13 protein-coding genes are annotated in these 14,828 nt (G+C 59.5%); 2 read left to right on the forward strand and 11 right to left on the reverse strand.

Annotated elements, in window-relative coordinates:
- The first annotated feature begins 2 nt into the window (after nucleotides 1-2).
- Nucleotides 3-683 (forward strand): SOS response-associated peptidase, encoded by a 681-nt coding sequence (locus RHP75_RS15660; protein ID WP_311088998.1) that lies wholly within the window; start codon nucleotides 3-5, stop codon nucleotides 681-683.
- Nucleotides 684-768: 85 nt separating this feature from the next.
- Here the strand turns inward: RHP75_RS15660 and RHP75_RS15665 are convergent, their stop codons facing one another.
- The 6 genes from RHP75_RS15665 to RHP75_RS15690 all read right to left on the reverse strand — a co-directional run bounded on the left by RHP75_RS15665 (nucleotide 769) and on the right by RHP75_RS15690 (nucleotide 5,633).
- On the reverse strand, nucleotides 769-1,146 hold the full coding sequence (locus tag RHP75_RS15665; protein ID WP_311088999.1) for a hypothetical protein: 378 nt from the start codon (nucleotides 1,144-1,146) through the stop codon (nucleotides 769-771).
- An 18-nt stretch (nucleotides 1,147-1,164) separates the two neighbouring features.
- Complete coding sequence (locus RHP75_RS15670; protein WP_311089000.1) at nucleotides 1,165-1,965, reverse strand: hypothetical protein; 801 nt, start codon at nucleotides 1,963-1,965, stop codon at nucleotides 1,165-1,167.
- 220 nt (nucleotides 1,966-2,185) lie between these two features.
- A complete protein-coding gene (locus RHP75_RS15675; RefSeq protein ID WP_311089001.1) occupies nucleotides 2,186-2,989 on the reverse strand; it encodes a DNA adenine methylase in 804 nt (267 codons plus the stop codon).
- A 161-nt stretch (nucleotides 2,990-3,150) separates the two neighbouring features.
- Nucleotides 3,151-3,693 (reverse strand): lysis system i-spanin subunit Rz, encoded by a 543-nt coding sequence (locus tag RHP75_RS15680; protein WP_311089002.1) that lies wholly within the window; start codon nucleotides 3,691-3,693, stop codon nucleotides 3,151-3,153.
- A complete protein-coding gene (locus RHP75_RS15685; RefSeq protein ID WP_311089003.1) occupies nucleotides 3,690-4,226 on the reverse strand; it encodes a glycoside hydrolase family 104 protein in 537 nt (178 codons plus the stop codon). The genes RHP75_RS15680 and RHP75_RS15685 overlap by 4 nt, the downstream gene beginning before the upstream one ends.
- Before the next feature lie 600 nt (nucleotides 4,227-4,826).
- Nucleotides 4,827-5,633, reverse strand: a complete 807-nt coding sequence (locus RHP75_RS15690) for a hypothetical protein (protein WP_311089004.1) — start codon at nucleotides 5,631-5,633, stop codon at nucleotides 4,827-4,829.
- 710 nt (nucleotides 5,634-6,343) lie between these two features.
- On the opposite strand from RHP75_RS15690, the gene RHP75_RS15695 reads away from it, so the two are divergent.
- Entirely contained in the window at nucleotides 6,344-7,072 is a 729-nt protein-coding gene (locus RHP75_RS15695) for a hypothetical protein (RefSeq protein WP_311089005.1), read from the forward strand.
- Nucleotides 7,073-7,113: 41 nt separating this feature from the next.
- Here the strand turns inward: RHP75_RS15695 and RHP75_RS15700 are convergent, their stop codons facing one another.
- The 5 genes from RHP75_RS15700 to RHP75_RS15720 are packed head-to-tail and all read right to left on the reverse strand — an operon-like array spanning nucleotide 7,114 to nucleotide 14,740.
- Complete coding sequence (locus tag RHP75_RS15700; RefSeq protein WP_311089006.1) at nucleotides 7,114-8,889, reverse strand: hypothetical protein; 1,776 nt, start codon at nucleotides 8,887-8,889, stop codon at nucleotides 7,114-7,116.
- The gene (locus tag RHP75_RS15705) at nucleotides 8,889-9,329 is read right to left on the reverse strand and encodes a hypothetical protein (RefSeq protein ID WP_311089007.1); all 441 of its coding nucleotides are present in this window, start codon (nucleotides 9,327-9,329) and stop codon (nucleotides 8,889-8,891) included. The genes RHP75_RS15700 and RHP75_RS15705 overlap by 1 nt, the downstream gene beginning before the upstream one ends.
- 2 nt (nucleotides 9,330-9,331) lie before the next feature.
- On the reverse strand, nucleotides 9,332-11,020 hold the full coding sequence (locus RHP75_RS15710) for a hypothetical protein (RefSeq protein ID WP_311089008.1): 1,689 nt from the start codon (nucleotides 11,018-11,020) through the stop codon (nucleotides 9,332-9,334).
- Entirely contained in the window at nucleotides 11,020-11,532 is a 513-nt protein-coding gene (locus tag RHP75_RS15715; RefSeq protein WP_311089009.1) for a hypothetical protein, read from the reverse strand. Before RHP75_RS15715 ends, RHP75_RS15710 begins: the two co-directional genes overlap by 1 nt.
- Nucleotides 11,533-11,581: 49 nt before the next feature.
- Nucleotides 11,582-14,740 (reverse strand): tape measure protein, encoded by a 3,159-nt coding sequence (locus RHP75_RS15720; protein ID WP_311089010.1) that lies wholly within the window; start codon nucleotides 14,738-14,740, stop codon nucleotides 11,582-11,584.
- Between the last annotated feature and the right edge of the window lie 88 nt (nucleotides 14,741-14,828).

A 14,828-nucleotide genomic window follows, 5' to 3' on the forward strand; every position in this document is an offset into this window, starting at 1 on the left:
GTATGTGTGGACGCTTTGTGCAGGCAGCGGCACCTGGTGCCTACGTGAAACCACTCAGCCTGCAGGGCGAGCTGTTCGGAGAGGTCAGTGATACCCAGATCGAGCGCTACAACGTCGCGCCGAGTACCGGCGTATGGGTGCTGACTAGCGAGGAAGGCGGTGCCAGGTCACAGACACTGCGCTGGGGATGGGAGCCGCATTGGGCTAAAGGCGGGAGGCCGCCGGCGATCAACGCCAGGGCGGAAACGCTATGGGCCAGCAAGTTTTGGGCGGCGGCCAGGCACCACCGGCTGATAGTGCCAGCCGACGGCTGGTATGAATGGGTGGCGGCCGAGGGCAAGCAGCCCTATTACATCCATGCAGCCGACAAGGCACCGCTGTACTTCGCAGCTGTCGGGACGTTCACCACACAGACGCGAGCCGAGCAGAATGATGACGGCTTTGCCATCGTGACCGGCGCTGCTGACGCTGGCCTGCTCGATATCCACGACCGCCGCCCACTGGTTCTGCCATCAGCTGTTGCCGCTGAGTGGCTGGACAACGCCACGCCACCAGAACGCATCGAAGAGATCGTTGCGCTCAGCGGCCTGACAGCAGATGCATTCGCCTGGCACCGAGTAGGCAAGCCCGTGGGGAACGTGAAGAACCAGGGCCAGACCCTTGTTGCCGCTTCCTCAAGGTAATGACACGTACAGCCTGACGTACGCAAACTGACAGCGCAATAATCGATAACTTACTTGGGAAAATAAGGACTAGCCAATACAGATATTAAGCAGCTCCTAGCGCCTCGATTTTCGTAATCATGTCTCGACACGAAAGCAGGACAGCCTCTGCTTCGTCTCGATACACTTCATCGTCAAGGTAGTAGTCTGCCTTCACGCGATGCCCGTGCATCGCTTTTAACTTATAAGAAAGTTGCCTATGCTTAAGCACCAGATCGCGACCTCCTGCCATTTGCTCCGCTAGGAAATCCACCAATTTCTTGTGTGTGCTTCCCGCACATGAAGAAATTGGAACAGGGCTTAACTTATCTGCATAGTCGATAGCAGCACTATAAAGGCCATAATAAGCGCGACTTATCCCCGCCCTAAAGGAGATTTCTTCACCCCCCTCAAGAGCGCGACATGCCTCGTTGATAAAATCCATTGGTGATACAGGCATAGCCTAAGCTTCCAACTGATCGGGGTGCTCCATCCGCTTCATCCCCCCCCGCGGAATAAATGTATGAACAACTTTATTCCAAACCGAGAACTCGACGTCTTCTGAAACCAGACATGCCAGCTCATCTGACATCAACGCAAGCTCTGCTGGTGAGGCATCAACCCTGAGCTGGCAGAATAAATAACTAGACTCCTGATCCGAAACCAAACTACTGGAGGCACCAATCAGTTCTTTACGATGAGTTCTGACAACATCTTCAACCTTTGCAAAGGCAGAAACGTACTCGGACTCCTTCAGATCAAGCGTCGCCATCTGCTCCAAAAGATCATAGTTAACAGCCATCACATTTTTATTCTGAATACCCTCATCACCAGTAGCAGCTATATATCTACCAATAGCCTCCTGAAACCCAGAAACCTTACCAGTGTAAAAAGTGGTATTAGCAAACTTCAACAGCAGGAATTTATTACCCGGATCTCTACGAAGAGCTTCTAGGTAAATATCGCACGCCTCTATAAAACGTCCCAGACGCTTAAGCGAAACAGCGAAATTCTCATAAAAACGGGCTTGACCACCACTAGCGGCAATAGAGCGAGTATGACAATCAACACTATCTTCAAGATTACCGAAACAAGCGTGAAAGACACCATAAACCATTAGGCCCGTCGCCAAATCGACACGTTTCAAGGCCTCAATATCTCGACGAAGACTTGCCACCTGAAACTCAGTGGGCGAAGAATCCAATTCGTTCAGGGCATTGAGACGCTCAATCAGGTCATTTGAGACAGTCTGAGGCTGAGCCATCCGCTCTCCTAAAAAGCAAATCCGTGGAGATCAACAACTTATCCACAGGTTATTAACATTTTTTCCACAGCACATGTTGACATTAAAGCTTTTCAGCGGCAGGCCAGTCAACCTGTGAGCCCGTACAGTATTATGCAGATGGAGCTGCTCATGTGCGCCTGACGGGCTACAGACTTTGCCAGAACAATACTCTTATTAGCACATCCTCCAGCCAAGCGAATCAGACGCCATCAAACAGGCCTCCGAGCGAGGCCGGCACCCAATTCATAATCACCAGCTCTCCGGTTGTTTCAGCCACGCCCTGACGCTGGTTGGTGCAGCTGTAGCGGATATCGAGCTGCTCCATATGGAAGCCATCGAACGCCCGGCGGATATCGGGGTGGTCGTTGATGCTGACCATCACCTTGCCTTTGCAGCGCCGCATAAAGTCGGCCATGCGCTCGTAGTTCTCATAGGGAAAGTCGACGCCATAGCCCGCTGTTTGCCAGTACGGCGGGTCCATGTAGTGGAAGGTGTGGCCGCGGTCGTAGCGCTCAGCGCATTCAAGCCAAGGCAGGTTCTCCACGTACACACCGGCCAGACGCTGCCAGGCCGCAGACAGGTTCTCCTCGATACGCATGATGTTCGGCGCCGGGCCTGTCGTCGCGGTACCGAAGGTTTGCCCGCTGACCTTGCCGCCAAAGGCGTGGTGCTGCAGGTAGAAGAATCGGGCAGCGCGTTGGATGTCGGTCAGAGTTTCCGGGCGAGTGATCTTCTGCCACTCGAACAGCTGCCGGCTGGAGAGCGCCCACTTGAACTGCCGCACGAACTCCTCGACGTGGTTCTGCACCACTCGGTACAGCGACACCAGGTCGCCGTTGATGTCGTTCAACACTTCCACGGGCGCCGGCTGCGGGCGCAAGAAGAACAGCGCAGCGCCGCCAGCAAAGACCTCGACGTAACATTCGTGGGGCGGGAACAGCGGGATAAGACGGTCGGCCAGGCGGCGTTTGCCACCCATCCAAGGGATGATAGGACTGGTCATAGAATGCAAACCTTTACTGTATAAATAAACAGGTGCTAGGCTCTCCCCCGCTTCGTGCACGGAGTGGGAGCCTTGGCTTGGCTTGCAGGAATGGCTGCGGGTCGAGTGACCTGTCCGGGTGCTGTAACACCTGGGCGGGTCGCTCTTTTCTTACGGAGGAGTTACGGGGTTGTAGCGGTTTGCCCGGTCAGAGTCCGGACGTAGCCTTGCAAGTACTCGAGTTTCTTCTGGTCGCGGATCATTCCGGCGCGGATATTCCAAACAGCTGATCCAGCTCGCTCACTGAGTTCGACGCTGGCTCCATCGCCCAAGCTGACGGCGCCTGTGGTAGCGGACACGATGAGGTCGGCGGTGGTAACTCGGACATCGATGCGCAGCTGCTTACGCTCAGCATCAGCGCCAGAGTAAAGCCGGCGAAGACGCTCATTTTCATCTTGTGCATCAGTCAGTTCCTTGTGCTTGGTTGAATCGAGATCGGCCAGGCGCTGCTCCAGTTGCACGCGGGCATCTAGCTGATCGATCACTTGGCGAGCTGCCGCTCGGGATAACTCGCTCAGGGTGTCGCTGTGAGATTTCTCGGCCTTGGCCAGCCGCTCCCCAATCCGCCAGCCGTTAGCGACCCAGCCCGCACCGAAGACTGTCAGCAATACCGCGCCCGCCAGCCAGGCACGTGGCGAGCCCGGCAACAGATCGACGAAGCTCATGCCACCACCCCACCACAGGCCGCGAACATCGAGGCCAATGCCTCTGGCTCGCAGGGCTCCTGCGCGCGCTCGGCCTCGAAAATGCCCAGCAGCTTGGCCAGGGCATGCTCACGCTGGCCGTAACCAGCCCCCGGCAAGCTGGCCCAGATCGGCGCCGCTGCCGCGATGGCCTGCTCGATCCGGCCGGCCTGGATGTGCGGCAGAGCCTTGCACTCGGCCAGCAGCTTCACCGCTGCCAGATCCTGGGCTTCAGGAATGAAGCGGCCACGAAACCCATAGTTCCGCACGATGGCATCCCATGTGCGCTTCAAGAACTGATAGCGGCCAGCGGCGGTAGAGTGGATGCCATAGCGTGGCAGGGGAACAAGCAGATCTGGATGCCGGTCGTAGCCACTGAACAGCCGGCCACCAACCACCACGTTATACCCATCATCGCTGCCCTTGATGGTGGTCGTGCCTTCGCTCCAGCCGAGCATATCCAGAAAGGCGAGCACGTTCGGGCCGCCCGCCTGGGCAGCAGAGATTCGAGCCATGAGATACTCCAGAATTGAACCCGGCACAGGGCCGGGGAAAGGGATACAACGATGAGAAAAGCGCGCGTCAGGGCATTTGCTGCGCGGCATGCAGCCGAGCTAATCGCAGGCTCACTGCCAGAGCCCGCCGACTTTCAGGGAGAAGGGTTTACCGCCGAGGATCGAGTGGCCGTTTATAACGAGCTGAGACTGCTGGCCGAGAACCTTTTAGCCGACGCAGAGCGGCTAGAGGCCCTGCGCTGAGTAACACTTCAGCCGGCAACAAAAAGCCCGCACTTGGCGGGCTCTGATCTTCCTGTTGAGCTACAGCGGCTGAAGCTCGGTCACTGGCTCGGCTGCTGGCTCCAACTCACAAGCCGTCACGTCCAGCACTATCGCCGCCGCCCCAGGGGCGTGCCTCATTCCCAGGTTGAATTGGAAAGCACCAAACACGCTCAGGGCTATGGCCATCACAGCCAGATCGAGGGCGCGCTTTCTTGTCATCGCAGGTTCCTTTTGCGGGTAGCCGTCATTGGCAAAGCAAGCGTAGCACCCCACTTTAGACTGTGTGCCTCGGAAGGATCAGGCCGCTCACATCACGTCGACCTTAGATCTTTCTAACTACAGGCTGGTCATCACTCGATTGCTAGCGCCATTGTTAGCCACAGCGACGAAAATACTCAGCTCTGGTGACCAACAGACTGATGTCCAGGGGTTATCTGCGGCGCTTGCGCGAATGGTCCAGTTGATGCCGTCGGGGCTGGTCATCACCCGATTGCCTGTACCATTACTCGAAGTTGCAACGAATAAACCTCGGGCTGCAGACCAACAAACTGACTGCCAGCTGTTATCTGCAGCACTGGCACGAATAGTCCAGTTGATGCCGTCGGGACTGGTCATCACCCGATTGCCCGTGCCGGTGCCCGCCACCGCAACAAACAAGCCTAGCGCTGCAGACCAACAAACTGATTGCCAGTTGTTATCTGCTGCACTGGTGCGAATTGTCCAGGTGATGCCGTTAGGGCTGGTCATCACCCGATTGCCTGTACCAGTCAAAGCCACTGCGACGAATAAGCCTTGCTCAGACGACCAGCAAACCGAATACCAAAGGGTATTTGCTGCGCTGGCGCGAATCGTCCAGGTGATGCCATCGGAGCTGGTCATCACCCGATTGCCTGTGCCACTCCCACCCACACACACGAATATGGCTTGCTCAGGCGACCAGCAAACCGAATACCAAAGGTTGTCTGCTGCGCTTGAACGGACTGTCCAAGTCACACCATCAGGGCTGGTCATCACTCGATTGCCTGTGCCGGTACCCGCTACTGCAACGAAAATGCCAAGCTCAGGTGACCAGCAGACAGAGTTCCAGCTGTTATCTGCTGCGCTTGTGCGGATTGTCCAGGCAATACCGTCTGGACTGGTCATCACTCTATTGCCTGTCCCGCTCAGAGCCACTGCAACGAACAAACCACACTCGGCCGACCAACAGATTGATCTCCAAGAGTTGTCCGCCGCGCTGGTACGAACGGTCCAAACAATCCCCGTATTTGGGTCAATCACTGGCCCACTGAGGCGCCTGTGCTGCGCCAAAACTCCTGGAATCATCATGCTGCCACCAACCGGCCGAACAGCCGCCAAACATTGCTTGCGGTGCGCATAGCGGTTGCGGCTGCGCCATTTCCGTCGAGCACAGCAGCGTCCTCGGCGTGAGTGAATATAGTGAAGCCATCCCCCTGGATGGTGACGGCGCCCGCACCTGCTTGAAAGAAGTGAACAACTGGTGCATGCCCATCAACCTCCCAAGTGCCGTCCGCATCTGCACTGAGCGTAAGTACCACCGGGCTGGCGCTTGTGCAGATAATCATGCGACCGGCGTCTGCTGGGGTAATGGCGCCGGAGGTGCCAGTGATGGTCCGCACTGGCAGGCCATCGGGCGCTGATCCGGGCTCGCCAGCAGGCCCTTGCGGCCCCTCATCACCGGGATCGCCCTTCAAACCCTGCGGCCCTGGCTCACCTTGAGGGCCAGCTGCACCCGTTGTACCTGGCTCCCCCTGCGGGCCAACGTCGCCCTGATCACCCTTAGGCCCCTGAATCAATCCAGCATCCACCCAGGTGGAACCCGACCAAACCCACAGGTGCCCCGCGATCAAATATGCATCACCAACCGCACCGGAAACTGGAAGATCGGCGGGATCAGGCAAGCTGCCAATAATGTTTATTCCTGTTCCTGGATCACCTTGAGGGCCGACCGGTCCAGTTTCGCCGGGCTCACCTTGAGGCCCGGCGGCTCCCGGCGCACCTGGCTCGCCCTGTGGGCCAGCCGGCCCTTGTGGTCCTTCATCTCCGGGATCACCTTTCAAACCTTGCGAACCAGGCTCACCTTGAGCGCCTGCCGCGCCGGGCTCACCCTGCGGCCCTGCAGGCCCTTGTGGCCCCTCATCACCGGGATCTCCCTTCAAACCCTGCGGCCCTGGCTCGCCTTGAGGCCCAACTTCACCTGCCGCACCGGGCTCACCCTGTGGACCGACCGGACCTTGTGGCCCAACATCACCTGGGTCACCGGGCTCACCCTGCGGCCCCGCCTCGCCACGCAATGCTTCAGTACTCCCTGCAGTGAAACGAGCACTGATTTGCTCTCCGACCAACCAGTCCAAGGCATCGGTATCTTCCTGAGCACGCTCAACACTCAGCACACCACCGCCCACTGCCGTGACTTTCACTATTTCCCAGCTGGTTTCGATATCTTCAACCACTCGGGCAAGAGTCAGAAGGTAGAAGTCACCAGCCCCCAAACCAACCAGGTCCGCAGCTTTGGCCGGGCTAATGACCAACTCCGGTGCAGCCGCAGCCGCTGGAGCCGTTAAGGTGGCGGCCCAGTTGTTGACGAAAAGTTGCATGGTTACTCCTAGATGTAGGTCACTGGGTCTGTCTGGCCCAGCAATACAGAGCCGGTAAATGGGTTGCGTGCGCCAAAGCGCGGTGGCGCATCAGTTACTGAGGACGGCGCAGGCACCACGAACTCTTCGGTGGTAACGCCCTCCGGGTGGGCGGTTACCCCGTAAACCTCGCTGATGCCGCCCGTGCCAGGCAGTGCACGCTGGCGGCGCTTCAGGCACACCAGGTGATTGCTCCACCAGTGCGGCAGTACGCTGCAGGCCACTTCCGGGCTTTCATCAAGCTGGAACCAAGAGAAGGCCATGGTCGGCAGCCATGACTTCACGTCGCTATTCGCGGCCTGGTTGGTAGGGTCCAGGATGCGAATAGGCGAGGCGTTGCCAATACCCACAGCGGAGTCGCCCGACTCGGTGTCGCTGTCGAGCAGCACATCGTTCAGGTAGATCTCGCGCTGACGGGTAGTCGTCGCGCCTGACATCGGCGGGATTGGCCGCAAGCTGGATGACAGCAGCTCAGCCGGCACCGTATCGCTGTAGGTCAGTGTGTACAGAAACTCTGCCCGCACCTTCCAGCGGTCGATCTCTGTCGTGCCAACGCGCAGCACCACCTCAACCAGCTCGGTGCATGTGTGCTCTACGGCGGCGGACCAGGCGAACTCGCCGGGAATGTCATCGCCGCCAGCACCCGGCGCCAAAACGCACGACCCACCATCTAGTATGTAGGGGTAGGAGATCTCCGGCGCAGGCACGCCAGCACCCGAGATGTCGAAGCTGTAATCGGCGGTGATGCTGTAGCTCATGTCCACGGTTACCGGCACTGGCTCGCCGGCAGGGTTAAACCACCAACTGAGCACATAGCCCTCAATACTGGCCGAGCGCGACCCGGTCACGATGCTGATGCTTGGGGTCTCAGGTGACTCGATGCCAGGCGGCAGCAGTATTGCTTGGGGGTTGTCGATGGTGCGAAACAACCATTCACAGGCCTCGCCACCCACCGGGCGAAACTCATCGGCGGTCGTAAAGTCGATGGTCCAGCGGCCAGAGAATGTATCAAGGTCATCGGTATAGGCTGGCGTACCAGCCAGGAACGGCGACAACTCTTCAAGCTCAACGGTGATCGGCGATTCAGTAGTACCGGCGCCGCTGACCTTGAGCAGGTTGAAGCCGTTGCCGTCATCCGGCTGATAAAGCCCGTTGCTGCCGCCGAATCGAGTCTCGCCGATGATCACCTGGGAGCCATCCGGCAAGCTGTCCCACAGCCTGGGCGTGCCGACCGGGAATGACAGCGGGTTGCCAATATCAAACCCGGCAAGCGTCACCGTAACCGGCACATCATCATCGGCAGGGGCAAAGGACAATCGCCCGTAGCGGGTGAGCAATGCAGGCTCAAGCAACGCCGTTTTGCCAGCATTGGCAGACGTATCAAACGGCAAGCGCACTGACCACAGATTGCCGGGCGAAACCGCGTAAAGCGCCTGGGCGTGCACGCCGCCACGGCCGTACACGTACTGCGACGGACCATCGCCCTGCATGTTCACCACAGCATCAGTGCGCCATTGGTAGCCGGCAGCAGTATCGTATGCCATCTCTTCGGGCGTGCGACTGATCGCCGGCACACCGGGCACGGCTAGCCGATAGCTGCCACGCACGTTGCTCGCAAACCAAGTGCCGTCGATATGACTGCCCGTAGGCAGAGTAAGCCGGCTGCCGCGCACCAGGCCGTGGTATGGGCAGCCAACAATACGGTGCAGGCCGAAGCTCAGCCCGTGTTCGTCCATCAGGGTCATCAAACTGGCTCCGCAAAGACCTGCTCAACAGTGGCGCCGTTATCATCGGTTTGAATGATCTTTTTCACCGGCAGGAACTCCCACACAAACACCCCATCCGAGCTTTGCAGGTAGCGGGCGTCGTGGAACTCGCGCAGCGCGTAGTTGGCTTCGGTCAGCGGGCTAGCGATTCCGCCACCTGGCGCCGCTGGTGGCGGCGTGTAAATGCCCCGCCCACGCGAAACCGGCACCGCCCCGACCGGCTGCACAGCGCGCAAGGTGCGGCGTTGCCGTGATGGGGTGATCAGCCGGTTGAGGTCTTCCACCACCGATTCACCGCGGCGTTCAGCTTCGATGCGTTTGCCGATGGCGCGCCGCTCATCCCCACCCCTGGCGACCCGGCTGTTGCTAACCCCGGCGCGGATTGCAGCACGCTGCTGCGCAAGCGTTGGCTCAACCATGGTCAAAGCTCCAGCGGGTCATTGGGGATGGCTACGCGGTAGGTCGCCACTATCGGTACAGGCATTTCATCGCGCTTTTCAGCCGGGATCTCGGCAGCATCGATATCGAAGCGGCGCGGATACATGGCCGAGCCGGGGTCAATGGCCGAGTAGTTACCGGCAAACCCAGGCAGCTCATCGTCGTACTCTGGCGACTCATCACGCCCGCCCAGTTGGGTGGGTAGATTGGTTGGCACCAGACCGGGGTCTGGCTGCGGCTCATCAACGGACGCAGGTGGCGTAAGCGGATCTGTCACATCACCACCGCCACGCATCAAAGCGATGGTCAACGTGGTGATCGCCGCACCCGACTGATAGTCGGCGCGTGTGGCGATGCGCACACACTTACCGCGCGCCTTAATCAGATCATCCAGCTCCAAGGTGTGCGTCAGGTCGATGCCCATAGCCATGCTGGTGGGCACCTGCCAACTCACCGTGGTGCCACGGTGCGTGCGCACCACAATCGCCACGCCCTGCCGGAGCTGAACCACCAGAAAGAGCACACGGCGCGACTCATCACGCTCATCGGTGTGACTACTAATGCCGTCCGAGAACGGGGCATCAGCCCATGCCTCAGCCAGCAGGCTCTCAATATCAAGAGCCCCGCCGGTGCGCTCAATCACCTCGCCAGCAACATCAATGCTGCTGGGCACCACCACGTTCAATTGATAGCGCTCAGTAACGCTCTGCGCCCAACGCCGGCCCATCCCGAAGCTCGCGCCCAACAGCAGCTCTTCGGCTTCGTAGTAGTTCGTCCAGGGCACACCGATCAAGCACGGGTCAGGCATGCTCGGCCACAGCAGATCCCAGCTGAAGTCGGCCAACAGCTGGCCACCCGCACCGGCCACGGCGTCTTTCACCATCGCAACAGTGGGCAGCTCTTTCGAGTCAGGGAAGTACCAGCCGCAGAAGCCGCCACCGACCCAGCTGAAACGCTCATTGCGCTGGCGCAACCGCACGTAGCGGTAGTCAGCCTCAATCACCACCTTGTTGGTCATGCGCGAGAGGTCAGCCGGGTCGCAGGCCTGCGTACCATCCAGCACCTGACCGGGGCCAAACACAAACGCAGGCGCTATGGCGTACCAGCTGGTAACGCGCGGCACGCCATACGCATCGCAATCAAGGCTGGCAGTGCGCGTGCTCATCCGCTCCTGGGCATACTCCCAGCGGCTGCGCCCCTCTGCAGGCTCGAACACATCAGGCGACCAGGTGCCGGCCGTAAGCGTATTGATCTCCTCAATGGGCATGCCCTCAACCCGCTGCTGCAGCTGGTCGCTGCATTCACAGGTCATCACTCGCGAGCTGGCATCCCAGATCGGCGTGACCACCTTGCCGGTCAACATCCGCGCCTCAGTGGTCAGCCCAGCCGTGGTGCTGATGTAGTCGATGGTCACATCACGCCCCACCCAATCACTGGGCGTGACCGGCCCAGGCGGCAGGTAAAAGGCGATACGGCCAACACCGGCCGCGCTTTCCTCTCGATCAGAGTCCCAGCCCTCAACCAGCTGATCGCTGATGTCCACACCGCCGAGTAAAACCCGCTCGCGCCAGAGGTAACCGGTGCCCGCAACCACGTACACGGGCGGTGCAGCACCACCCGAACTCCCGCCATTCAACGGCGCACCGTTGAGCGGGCCTCCATTGATTAGCATTAGGCTTCTTCCCAGAGGATGGACCAGCCATGCATGGCGGTGGCATTGGATTGGCTTTTAGGGGGCCGCCTGGCAAACACGGAGTACACCGGGCACCACCAAACTTGGTACAAGCTCGCACCCGGCACTGCAGTAACGGTTGAAACACCGGCGACGGTTGAGACCTCGGCATCCACCCAATCACGGCCGATCAACGCATAGGCCCATGGGGCTTTATCAGGCCGAGGCACACTCGGCAACGTGAAGACCAGCCCCGTGCCCTGCATGCTGTTGATCTGGGTACTGCGCAACTCCAGCGGCTCTTTGTAGTTCAGCCCGTCCAGGCCGGGGGGCTGGTGGCCGAGGCCGCTGATGGTTCCGGACATCTTCTCCCAGCGGGTCATCTTCACTGCCGCGCCGTTGCTCATGCGCAGCACTGTGCTACCGCCAATGGCCTCCTCATCCTGATCAGCCGCACCGGCGCTCAGCTGAACAATCTCGATACCGCCGAGCATGAGAGGTGGTAGGTGCATTCGAGAAACTCCAGACGTAAAAAAGCCCGCACTGGGCGGGCTATCAGGTTCAGCGGGCAGTGCCGCCGTGTTTCAAGGCTGTTCGCTTGAGTAACTGGCTAAACGAGTCCTCCCGCATTAGCACTTCATAGCTTCCGCCTGGGGTATCGAGAGTGGCGCGGCCCCAATCAGCAAGCGGGTTATCGCTTTGCATCAATGCAGGGCTCATTGCAGGTATGGCCGGCAAGGCCCGGTCAGTGATGCGACCACCATCAGCGAACTTAGGGAACCGGCGTTGCCGCACGGCCTCCATAAAGCCTTCGCCGTAGTAGTCAACCGAAGCGGCCGGCTGCATAAACTCACCGTTTGAACCCCACATCAGGATGCTGTCGCTACGCCCGGTACCGGGGCCGCGCAACTTGCCGCCGTTGGCAAAACCAGGAATTTCACCACCGGCTAGCCCCCGCCCTAGATCAGCGGCTGACCCCAGAAGCGTGATCGGCACTACCGCCAGGGCCTTCCATTGCTCAACCAGCGCCAGAAGTTGGTCAGTAACCGCACTCGCCGTCGCATCGCTTACTTCGGCCCCAACCTCAACGGCTGGAACAGTCAGCGGGTCGATTTGCGGCTTGAGCACGGCGTCAACTGTGGGCGTTTCATCACCAGGGAAAACCAGATCCTTGATGACGATATCGGCCGGCACCGGCGGCGGCTCATTGACCAGCACGTAGCCCTCAGCATCTTTCGAGCCGGGCTGCATCAGTGGGTCTTGCGTCAGTTCGCGAGGATCTATTTTCAGATCCTTGCCGATCATGGCAGCCCAGGCCTTGAGCTTCTCTGTCTCCTTGGCCAGCGCGGCGTCATCAATTGACGGCACAATCTTGAGGTCTTTCAGCTCCTCAAGCTCAGCCTTCCATTCCCTGGTTTTCTTCTTCGCCGCTTCCAGGCTCTTCTCTGCGCCATCCACAGAGATTTTGTCGGCCTCCTGTTCAATGCCCTGCAGCTGTTTGATAAAGCCGGCAAAGCCATAGGTGTTCTTACCCGCTGCAGCCAGCTCCGTCAGCACCTCAAGCGCCGCCTGAGCATTGCGCTTCGCGCCCTCCACATCGCCACCAGCCAGCGCCTGGCGCGCAGCCATTTGCAGCGCTTGCGCACTGCCATAACTGGCAGGCCCCGCCGCACCTGCGTTGATTTTTTCCAACGCATCGCGGTAACGCTTCTCAGTGGACAGCTGCTCGGTACGGGCCTTACTGAGCGCGCTGGACGCTTTACGCTGCGCAGCTACCTGGCTGTCCAGGGCATCCTTGAAAGAAACCGCAAGCGCCTGCTGGATGCCGTTGAAGTCGGCGGCGTATGTGCGCATCTCAGATAGCCGCTGCTCCCCAATTGCCTCCGAGGCCTCACGCGCTTTCTCTTCAGCAACCACTACGTCGTCAATTACCTCAACGGTATCGTCACGCCATAGCCCGTAGGCTTTGTACACAGCCGCCAGGCCATCCAGTAGCGTCGAACCCTTACCAGATACTGCATCGGCAAGCATGTCGAATGCGGGCGCACCATCTCCCTCAGCAGCTGAATCAAGAACGCCGGACAACTTGTCCAGCTGACTCACCGCCAGGGCAGAAACACCCAGCAAGTTGTCGATTGAGTGAACAACCTTATCTATCGAATCAGAGAAGGTACCCCGCGCATCTCCAGCGGTGACGCGCATGTTGTCAGCCATCTGCAGCAGCGCTTCTGATTGCTTCGACAGCGCCCCTACAAACTTCTCAGTTGTCAGTTCGCCGGCTGCAGCCATGCGGATAAGCTCACCGCGCGAGACGCCTAGGCCTTTGGTCAGGGCATCGATGAGGGTTGGGGCATTTTCAAGCATCGCATTGAATGCATCTCCGCGAATCTCACCAGTTTGCAGCCCCTTACTCAGCTGGTTGATTACCGCAACGGCCTGCTCACCCTTGACGTTGCTGGTCACCAAACCAGCAGAAAGCACCGCAACCATGTCAGCTGTGGTTTTGGTAGAGAACCCCATCTCCTGCAATGGTTTAACAGACCGTAGAAACAACTCGCTGGTCTGGGCTACAGGTATGCGTACCCGCTTGGAGATCTCCTCAAGCCGCGCCTGCGAACGCTCATACTCATCCTGGACAGGAAGCGCACCGCGCATACGATCTTCAAGGGTGTTCACCGCATCTGCAGTGTCCAGGTACGCCCCAGCAACCTGTTTAACGGTGTAGCCGGCAGCAACAATGCCGGCCAGGCGCGCAGTGATATCGGTCAGCCCAAGGCCACCGCCCGCCTCAACCCCACCGACAGAGCGAATTGCAGCTTTGGTTTCGTTCAGCCGCGCCTGGTAGCGCACCTCAGCTGCGGCACGCTCGGTAGCCGACAGCACGCCGGATTGCGTCAAACGCGCGTAGTCAGACTTCAGCGCCACCAGCTGCGCACGCAACTCACGCAATCGGGTAATGCCCAGGTTGTCCATCGCCTGGCTTACGGCAGCCTGGTTGGCGGCCTGTGCAGCGACAGCGCGCCGGGCGTCTGCCTCCCGCTGCAACGCAGCAGCGGTATCTGCCTTGGATACTGGCGCAGCAGCTGCAGCCCGCAGCTTTCGCAGCTCGGCTAGCGACTCAGATACCTGCCGCCGGTAAGCCGATTCCGCTTCAGACCGCTGCTTAACCGACAAGCTCGCGTCAGAAGTAACCAGCCGATACTGCTCACGCAGGCCAACCAAACCCCGCTGAGCATTCTCAATACCACCTACACCCAATCCGCTTTTGGCATTGGCCAGGGCAGCATCGGCGCGTCCGGCCGAGACTTGAGCATTAAGCTCGGTGTTGAGTCGACGCTGCTCGGCAGCAAGGTTGCGGGTATCTACCCCAGCCCCTTGCAACTCTTTGCGGCGGCGAAGCAGCTGCGACCGGGCAGAGTCTTCTGCGCGATCCAACCGGCGCAGCTCGGACACCGCATCGCGGTAGCTTGTCGTCAGCTCTTTATTGGGGGCTGTGGACCGCGCAATTTCGTTGCCGAGATCCCGCACACGGTCGCGCGCGGCGCGGCCTTGCCGCTCAATCGACTCCAGGCTTTGCTCAAGCTCACGGTAGCCGTTGACCTGCCGCAGAGGCTTTTCAATTGCCTTTACCAGCGCGACATATTCCTTACGGAATCCACCGGCCGCCTTGGTCGCCTGATCGACATCCATGCCGAGCTTCAGCTCGATATCAGTAGACATAAGCCGTCACTCTCTCAGGCAGCGCAGAAATAGCCGCCACGGGTAGTTAATTGCATTGGGGTGGCCTACACGCCCTAAAGCAGCCAGG

It is taken from the genome of Pseudomonas sp. SG20056 (assembly GCF_031764535.1).
Taxonomy (GTDB): Bacteria; Pseudomonadota; Gammaproteobacteria; order Pseudomonadales; family Pseudomonadaceae; genus Aquipseudomonas.

Excerpts from the sequence above, each read along its gene's own strand:
- RHP75_RS15660 (WP_311088998.1), top strand. The coding sequence starts at position 3 with ATGTGTGGACGCTTTGTGCAGGCAGCGGCACCTGGTGCCTACGTGAAA.
- RHP75_RS15665 (WP_311088999.1), bottom strand. The coding sequence starts at position 1,146 with ATGGATTTTATCAACGAGGCATGTCGCGCTCTTGAGGGGGGTGAAGAA.
- RHP75_RS15670 (WP_311089000.1), bottom strand. The coding sequence starts at position 1,965 with ATGGCTCAGCCTCAGACTGTCTCAAATGACCTGATTGAGCGTCTCAAT.
- RHP75_RS15675 (WP_311089001.1), bottom strand. The coding sequence starts at position 2,989 with ATGACCAGTCCTATCATCCCTTGGATGGGTGGCAAACGCCGCCTGGCC.
- RHP75_RS15680 (WP_311089002.1), bottom strand. The coding sequence starts at position 3,693 with ATGAGCTTCGTCGATCTGTTGCCGGGCTCGCCACGTGCCTGGCTGGCG.
- RHP75_RS15685 (WP_311089003.1), bottom strand. The coding sequence starts at position 4,226 with ATGGCTCGAATCTCTGCTGCCCAGGCGGGCGGCCCGAACGTGCTCGCC.
- RHP75_RS15690 (WP_311089004.1), bottom strand. The coding sequence starts at position 5,633 with ATGACCAGTCCAGACGGTATTGCCTGGACAATCCGCACAAGCGCAGCA.
- RHP75_RS15700 (WP_311089006.1), bottom strand. The coding sequence starts at position 8,889 with ATGACCCTGATGGACGAACACGGGCTGAGCTTCGGCCTGCACCGTATT.
- RHP75_RS15705 (WP_311089007.1), bottom strand. The coding sequence starts at position 9,329 with ATGGTTGAGCCAACGCTTGCGCAGCAGCGTGCTGCAATCCGCGCCGGG.
- RHP75_RS15710 (WP_311089008.1), bottom strand. The coding sequence starts at position 11,020 with ATGCTAATCAATGGAGGCCCGCTCAACGGTGCGCCGTTGAATGGCGGG.
- RHP75_RS15715 (WP_311089009.1), bottom strand. The coding sequence starts at position 11,532 with ATGCACCTACCACCTCTCATGCTCGGCGGTATCGAGATTGTTCAGCTG.
- RHP75_RS15720 (WP_311089010.1), bottom strand. The coding sequence starts at position 14,740 with ATGTCTACTGATATCGAGCTGAAGCTCGGCATGGATGTCGATCAGGCG.